The 5,993-nt window shown below is 69.8% G+C and carries 4 protein-coding genes; 3 read left to right on the top strand and 1 reads right to left on the bottom strand.

Features of this window, described 5'->3' with window-relative positions:
• The first annotated feature begins 124 nt into the window (after positions 1–124).
• The 3 genes from AOK08_RS26130 (at position 125) to AOK08_RS26140 (ending at position 2,256) form a co-directional block, all read left to right on the top strand.
• Complete coding sequence (locus tag AOK08_RS26130) at positions 125–913, top strand: hypothetical protein (protein WP_055530470.1); 789 nt, start codon at positions 125–127, stop codon at positions 911–913.
• Positions 910–1,884: a serine/threonine-protein kinase gene (locus AOK08_RS26135; protein WP_241827096.1), complete on the top strand. Its 975-nt coding sequence runs from the start codon at positions 910–912 to the stop codon at positions 1,882–1,884. Before AOK08_RS26130 ends, AOK08_RS26135 begins: the two co-directional genes overlap by 4 nt.
• A 183-nt stretch (positions 1,885–2,067) precedes the next feature.
• The gene (locus tag AOK08_RS26140) at positions 2,068–2,256 is read left to right on the top strand and encodes an Rv0909 family putative TA system antitoxin (protein ID WP_055530478.1); all 189 of its coding nucleotides are present in this window, start codon (positions 2,068–2,070) and stop codon (positions 2,254–2,256) included.
• A 118-nt stretch (positions 2,257–2,374) separates the two neighbouring features.
• On the opposite strand, the gene mfd is transcribed toward AOK08_RS26140, so the two are convergent.
• On the bottom strand, positions 2,375–5,929 hold the full coding sequence (mfd, locus tag AOK08_RS26145; protein WP_055530480.1) for a transcription-repair coupling factor: 3,555 nt from the start codon (positions 5,927–5,929) through the stop codon (positions 2,375–2,377).
• Positions 5,930–5,993 lie beyond the last annotated feature (64 nt).

Below are 5,993 nucleotides of genomic sequence, written 5' to 3' on the forward strand. Positions count from 1 at the left end.
CACACAGCACACAGCACACAGCACACAGGTCGACGGTCCCAGGAACCGTCCAAGCAATCCTGCCGATCATGGCAATCCCGGCAATCCCGGCAATCCTGGTGACAACTTCGGGGGAAGAGTCAGCATGGAAACGATCATTGTCCAGCCGCCCGGTCCGTCGCGGCCGGAAGCCCTCGGGACGGGCAGTCCCGGACTGCTGCGCATGGGGCCTGGCGACATCGCCGAGTTCGGGCGCGGGGAGGTGTCCATCGTCCTGCCCGACCCCGGGATCTCCCGGCGCGCGGGACGACTGGAGGCGGCCGAGGACTACTGGCGGCTGTCGAACTTCAGCCGGGACACGGCGTACGTGGTCGAGAACCTGGAGGGCGCCGGCGAGTACATCACCGTCGCTCCCGGGCGGCTCGGCGCGCCGGTGCCCTTCGAGTTCTCCCGGGTCGTCCTGCCCGCGCTGAACGGAACCGCCGACTTCAAGGTGTTCGCCCCGCAGCACGCCTATCTGAACGAGCGGTCGGTGCCCTGTTCAGGGGATTCGGGGGAACTGACCGTGCATCCCTACGCCCTCGACCCGACGGCCAAGTACTTCCTGGTGCTGGTCGCCCTGTGCGAGCCCCGGCTGCGCGACCCCGGGGACAGCGCGCTGCCGGGCGCCGGGGACATCGCGGAGCGGCTGCGTCCGCTGGAGAGCTGTCGTGGTCTGACCCGTTCCGCCGTCAACTACCACATCGACTACCTGGCCCTGTCGAAGCTGCGCCTGGACGTCGAGGACGATCCCGGCGCGGACGGTGTCGGCCGTACCGGCGCCAAACGCGCCCGGCTCGCCTCCCTCGCCCTGCGTTTCGGCCTGGTCCGTGAGGAACACCTCGCGCTCCTGCCGTCCCGCAGGCGGGCCGTGGCGGAGCGGCTCGGCGCATGACCTCGTCGGACGCCGAGGAGGACGTCCTCGCGACACCGCGTCTGCCTACGGGCTTCCGTGTCGACGGCTGGGAACTGGGCGGGGTCATCGGCTCGGGCGGCTGGGGCACGGTGTACGAGGCCCGCGCGGTCGCCGACGGTACGGCGGCTGCGGTGAAGGTGCTGCCGACCGGCGCCCTGGCACCCGGTCAGCGGGCCGAGTTCGGCGAACTGGTCGCCCGCGAGGTGCGGTTCAGCGCCGAGGCTGACCATCCCCACCTCATACGCACCCGTGCCGTGTGCACCGTCGACGCACCGGACATGCCCGAGCTGGACGGCGCGATCGCGCTTGTGATGGACCGGGCCGAGGCCAGTGTGCGCCAGGTCCTGGACTCGCCGAAGTCCTCCGGCCCGGCGGGCGGTCCGATCCCGGACGCCGTACGTGTCCTGCGGGGCGTCGTCTCCGGGCTCGCCCACATGCACGGCGCCGGCTGGGTGCACGGCGACCTCAAGCCCGACAACGTGCTGCTGGGAGCGGGCGGCGAGGTGTGGCTCGCGGACTTCGGCCTCGCCACCGAACTCGACGGCACCCACGCCCACATGCCACCGCTCGGCACGCTCGACCATCTGCCGCCCGAGTGGTGGTCCCAGCGCACCGGCGCGCGCGGGGCGGTGGTGCGGCCGACCGCCGATATCTGGGCCTTCGGCGTCCTCGCCCACCAGGTGCTCACCGGTGGCCGCCACCCCTTCCCCGGCTCCACCGCCCGCGCCCGCTCGCTCGCCGCCCAGGCCTACGCGCGCGGCACCGCGCCCCTACGTCTCGGCGCCGGGCTCGACGAGGACTGGCGCCTGATCGTGAGCGACTGTCTGGCACCGGACCACCGGACACGGCTCCGGCACACCGCCGCGCACCTCGCGGCGCGGATCGAGGAACTCTGCGGCAGGCGTGGCCGGGGCCGGCTGCTGCCGGGCCGGACGCGATCGCGAAGATGAGCCCCTTTCCCCACCCGCACCCGCGGATTTCCGCTGGTCACCAGGCTATCGGGCGGCCTCTTCCCGCCATAGGGGCGCTCACCGGCATGCAAGCGCATTCAAGGGAACTCAAGGAGACTCAAGGGGCGTATTCCGCATAGCGGGCGTATCGTCGTGCTGACTCATCTCCGGAAGGAGCTCTGGATGGGCATCTTCGACAAGTTCAAGGGCCAGATGCGCGGCAAGACGGGACAGAAGGTCTCCGACGCCGCGGAGAAACAGGTCAACAAGAAGACGGGCGACAAGTACACGGGCCAGGTCGACGACGCACAGCAGCGGATCGAGGACGCGCTGGGCATGGACCGCGATCGCGACAGGCCCGATCAGCCGTAGCCCCGGAGGTGTCCCAAAAGCCCCTGAAGCCCGAGACGCAAGCCCGAGGCAGCTGCCCACAGCCCTCAACGGGCCACGGACGGCTGCCTCTTGACGCTTCCTGTCTACCGGGCTCGGCTCACGACCCGAGGATCGAAGCCAGGAACTCCCCGGTCCACCCGAGCAACTCCCGCCCGACCAAGGGCTTTCCGCCCACCTTGGCCGTCTTGGGGCGCGGTACGAGGATCTGGTGCGCGGTCGCCTTGATGACCGACCCGGGGTAAAGGCGCTTGAGCCGCAGCTCCTGCGACTCCCTCAACTCCACGGGTGAGAAGCGGATGTTGGTGCCCTGGAGCACGATGTCCCCGACCCCGCAGGCCCGCGCGAGCATCCGCAGCCCGGCCACCAGCAGCAGGTTCTCGACCGGCTCGGGCAACTTGCCGTAACGGTCGACGAGTTCCTCCCGTACGGCCTTGATGTCGGCCTCGGTGTTGGCGGAGGCGATGGCACGGTAGGCGGCCAGGCGCAGGCGCTCGCCGGGGGCGTAGTCGTGCGGGACGTGCGCGTCGACAGGCAGCTCGATCTTGACGTCGAGCGGCGGCTCCTCCTCCACCCCGCCCTCCAGCGAGGCCCGGTAGTCGGCAACGGCCTCGCCGACCATCCGTACGTACAGATCGAAGCCGACTCCCGCGATGTGCCCGGACTGTTCGCCGCCCAGGAGGTTTCCGGCGCCGCGGATTTCGAGGTCCTTCATGGCGACGTACATGCCGGCGCCCATCTCGGTGTGCTGGGCGATGGTCGCGAGCCGCTCGTGGGCGGTCTCGGTCAGGGGCTTCTCCGGCGGATAGAGGAAGTAGGCGTACCCGCGCTCGCGGCCACGCCCAACTCGCCCGCGCAACTGGTGCAGTTGGGAGAGCCCGAAGTTGTCGCCGCGCTCCACGATCAGCGTGTTGGCGTTGGAGATGTCGATGCCGGACTCGACGATCGTCGTCGACACGAGGACGTCGTACCGCTTCTCCCAGAAGTCGACGACGACCTGCTCCAGGGCCTGTTCGGACATCTGGCCGTGGGCGGTGGCGATCCGCGCCTCCGGGACGATCTCCCGCAGCCGGGCCGCAGCCCGGTCGATGGACTCGACACGGTTGTGGATGTAGAACACCTGGCCCTCACGCAGGAGTTCACGGCGGATGGCGGCGCCGATCTGCTTCTCCTCGTACGGCCCGACGAAGGTCAGCACCGGGTGGCGTTCCTCCGGCGGGGTGGTGATCGTCGACATCTCACGGATGCCGGTGACCGCCATTTCGAGCGTACGGGGAATGGGCGTGGCGGACATGGTCAGCACGTCCACGTTCGCGCGCAGCTTCTTCAACTGCTCCTTGTGCTCGACGCCGAACCGCTGCTCCTCGTCGACGATGACAAGCCCGAGATCCTTGAACTTGGTCTCGGAGGAGAAGAGGCGATGGGTGCCGATGACGACGTCCACGGCCCCCTCCCGCAGCCCCTCCAGAGTGGCCTTCGCCTCGGTGTCCGTCTGGAAGCGGCTCAACGCCCGTACGTTGACGGGGAATTGGGAGTAGCGCTCGCTGAACGTGCCAAAGTGCTGCTGCACAAGGAGAGTTGTAGGGACAAGGACGGCGACCTGCTTCCCGTCCTGAACCGCCTTGAACGCGGCCCGAACCGCGATCTCCGTCTTGCCGTAGCCGACGTCGCCGCAGATCAGGCGGTCCATCGGGACCGTCTTCTCCATGTCGTCCTTGACCTCGGCGATGGTGGTGAGCTGGTCGGGCGTCTCGGCGTACGGGAAGGCGTCCTCCAGCTCGCGCTGCCAGGGCGTGTCGGGGCCGAAGGCGTGTCCCGGCGCTGCCATCCGCGCGCTGTACAGCTTGATCAGATCGGCGGCGATCTCCTTGACGGCCTTCTTTGCGCGCGCCTTGGTCTTGGTCCAGTCGGCGCCACCGAGCCGGTGAAGGGTGGGCGCCTCGCCACCCACATACTTGGTGATCTGTTCGAGCTGATCGGTGGGGATGTACAGCCGGTCACCGGGCTGCCCACGCTTGGCGGGCGCGTACTCGACGACGAGATACTCGCGGGTCGCGCCCTGCACGGTCCGCTGAACCATCTCGATGTACCGGCCCACGCCGTGCTGCTCGTGCACGATGTAGTCGCCGGTCTCAAGGGTGAGCGGGTCGATGGTCTTGCGGCGCCGGGCGGGCATACGGGCGCCGTCCTTGCCGGCGGCCTTCTGCCCGGTGAGGTCGGTCTCGGTGAGCACGGCGAGCTTGAGCTTCGGATCGACGAACCCGAAGTCGATCGACCCGCACGCCACCTGCACGACGGAGGGGGTGAGGGAGGCGAGATCAGCCTCCAGCCGGGCGGCGATACCCTCCCCACTCAGCACCTCGACCGTACGTGCGGCCGGGCCGTGCGCCTCGGTCACGAACACCGTGCGCCAGCCGTCCGCGAGCCAGCCCTTGGTGTCGGCGAGGGCCTTCGCGGTGTCCCCTCGGTAGGTCTCGGGCGCGTACATGCCGAGCTTGAGCGTGTCGCCCGCCGCGTCAGCGGCAAATGAATCTGTCAGCTCCTCGTCGGCGGCGAAGGGCGACACGGACCACCACATCATGTCCAGCTCGCGCGCCCGGTCCCGTACGTCCGCGATGGACCACAGGGAAGCCGCGCCGACGTCGATGGGCGCCTCGCCGCCACCGGCGGTGGCCGCCCAGGAGGCTTGCAGGAACTCCTGCGAGGTCGCCACAAGATCCGCGGCCCGCGTACGCACCCGCTCGGGATCGCACACGACGGCCATGGACCCCTTGGGCAGTACGTCGAGCAGCAGCTCCATGTCGTCGACGAGCACGGGCGCGAGGGACTCCATGCCCTCCACGGCGATCCCCTCGGCGATCTTCCCGAGCAGCTCACCGAGCTCGGGATGCGCCTCGGCAAGGGCGGCGGCCCGCTCCCGTACTTCGTCAGTGAGCAGCAGCTCACGACAGGGCGGTGCCCAAAGTCCATGCTCGGCGACTTCGAGGGACCGCTGATCGGCAACTTTGAAGTACCGGATCTCCTCGATGTCGTCGCCCCAGAACTCCACCCGGAGGGGGTGCTCCTCGGTAGGCGGGAACACATCGAGAATTCCGCCGCGTACGGCGAACTCGCCACGCTTCTCGACCAGCTCCACGCGGGAGTACGCGGCGGCGGCGAGCGCCTCGACGACGGAGTTGAGGTCGGCGCTCGCACCGGTCCGCAAGGCAACCGGTTCCAGCTCCCCCAGCCCCTTGACCTGCGGCTGAAGCACGGACCGCACGGGCGCGACGACGACGGACACCGGCCCGGTCTCCGGGTCGTCGGCACGGGGATGCGCGAGGCGGCGCAGTACGGCGAGACGTCGGCCGACGGTGTCGCTGCGGGGCGAGAGCCGCTCGTGCGGGAGGGTCTCCCAGGCCGGGAACTCGGCGACGGTGTCCGGCGGCAGCAGCGACCGGAGGGCGGCGGCGAGATCCTCGGCCTCCCGGCCGGTCGCGGTGACGGCCAGCACGGGCCGCCCGGCGTCCCGCGCCAGCGCGGCCACGGCAAAGGGCCGGGCGGCGGGCGGGCCGACCAGATCGACGTGCATACGGTTGCCGTCACCGGCGGCCTTGATCGCTTCCGCGAGGGCGGCGTCCTTGACTACGACGTCGAGCAGACCGTGCAGGCTCATGAAGGGGCTTTCGTGAAGGGTGCGAGGGGCGATGACGGGCGTGCGGGGCGTGAGGGGTGGGCAA

The organism is Streptomyces graminilatus (assembly GCF_001418565.1).
Classification (GTDB): Bacteria; Actinomycetota; Actinomycetes; order Streptomycetales; family Streptomycetaceae; genus Streptomyces; species Streptomyces graminilatus.